General features: G+C 46.0%; 4 protein-coding genes. All 4 read left to right on the forward strand.

Annotated elements, in window-relative coordinates:
- The coding region (locus DPG01_RS18350) for a phage BR0599 family protein (RefSeq protein ID WP_213066005.1) at positions 1-446 on the forward strand (446 nt) is incomplete at its 5' end.
- 1 nt (position 447) lies between these two features.
- Positions 448-666: a hypothetical protein gene (locus DPG01_RS18355; protein ID WP_094148325.1), complete on the forward strand. Its 219-nt coding sequence runs from the start codon at positions 448-450 to the stop codon at positions 664-666.
- Positions 663-884, forward strand: a complete 222-nt coding sequence (locus DPG01_RS18360; protein WP_110975999.1) for a hypothetical protein — start codon at positions 663-665, stop codon at positions 882-884. The genes DPG01_RS18355 and DPG01_RS18360 overlap by 4 nt, the downstream gene beginning before the upstream one ends.
- A partial coding sequence (locus DPG01_RS18365; protein ID WP_228157030.1) for a hypothetical protein occupies positions 850-1,179 on the forward strand: 330 nt, incomplete at its 3' end. The genes DPG01_RS18360 and DPG01_RS18365, both read left to right, overlap by 35 nt.

Raw genomic sequence — 1,179 nt, forward strand, 5'->3', positions numbered from 1 at the left:
GCAGTAAAGGCAATCAGCTTGTTTTAAAACGTCGCTTTGATTCGTTTAGCAACATTGCACTTGCCGATGCTGAATACATGGCATTGATGGATGACATTGCTTTAAAGACTCAAGCGTTGGCAGATGCTCAAGCTGCATTGGTGCTTAAACAAACGGCCTATGATCAAGCGCTTGAGGCATTGAATAATGCAGCCCCTGAAGATCCGAATTATCAGGACCTGGTCGATGCGCTTGCACTGGCTGAAACTAAAAAAAATGCAGCAGCTGATGCAATCCCGATTGCTGAGGCTGAACTTCACTCCGCTGAAGAAGCCGTGCCTTATGTGACGCTTTATCCAGGGTGCTTAAAAACACCGGATGCATGTAAGGCTTATTCTAATCTGCCGAATTATGGCGGTTTTCCTTTTGTTCCGGGTGATAACCCGCTTGTTAGACAGGTGGTGTGATATGTGGCCTCAGATTATTTTTGCTGTTGTGACCATGATTGTATCGGTCGCAGTGTCTTTGATGATGATCAAGAATCAGAAGACGCGGACAGTGGCGGGTGAGGTTGAAGCACCCAGCGTTGAATATGGAACACCAATCAAGGTGGTGCTCGGTTCACGCGATGTCGCGCCAACCTATACCTATTTTGGCGATCAAAAGGCGGTGGCTCTGAAAAAATGAAAATTTACATTCGACATATTCGGGTTGCGAAGTATTGCAGAAAAGAGGGCGTTAAGCCCTTTTTTGATGCCCATCATTGGGACTGGTCAGATTTCTTGGCCAATGGAATTGATGCTCAAAAGCTGATTGATACACAAGATGCCATGGCTTTAAAAGTCGTTGAGATTGCACAGGAAGAACACAATGAGCGGCAGCAAAAAACAGGTATATGCACATAAATACTATGCAGGTTGGCAAGCCGTTCTTGCTCATGCAGGGTGCTTTCTCCGTCGCATTTGGGTGGAAGATAAAGAAGCTTGGTATGGCGGGATGGGCAATGGCTCAAGCCGTATTGCACAGCAAAATTTATTTGGTGGTACAGATGTGGGCGGTGGCGGCGGAGTAACCGGTAATTTTAATTATTATTCGGGTTTGCAAAACCAAATGCCAGATCCCTATTTAGAACACAAGCTAGGTGTGGGGAATGTACCAGCTTCGCGTGGTGTTTGCTCATTTGTATGGAAGCAAGGATAC

It is taken from the genome of Acinetobacter sp. WCHAc060042 (genome assembly GCF_003231195.1).
Lineage (GTDB): Bacteria > Pseudomonadota > Gammaproteobacteria > Pseudomonadales > Moraxellaceae > Acinetobacter.

What these genes read in the sequence shown, in the direction of transcription:
- DPG01_RS18355 (WP_094148325.1), top strand. Translation starts at nt 448, where the DNA reads ATGTGGCCTCAGATTATTTTTGCTGTTGTGACCATGATTGTATCGGTC.
- DPG01_RS18360 (WP_110975999.1), top strand. Translation starts at nt 663, where the DNA reads ATGAAAATTTACATTCGACATATTCGGGTTGCGAAGTATTGCAGAAAA.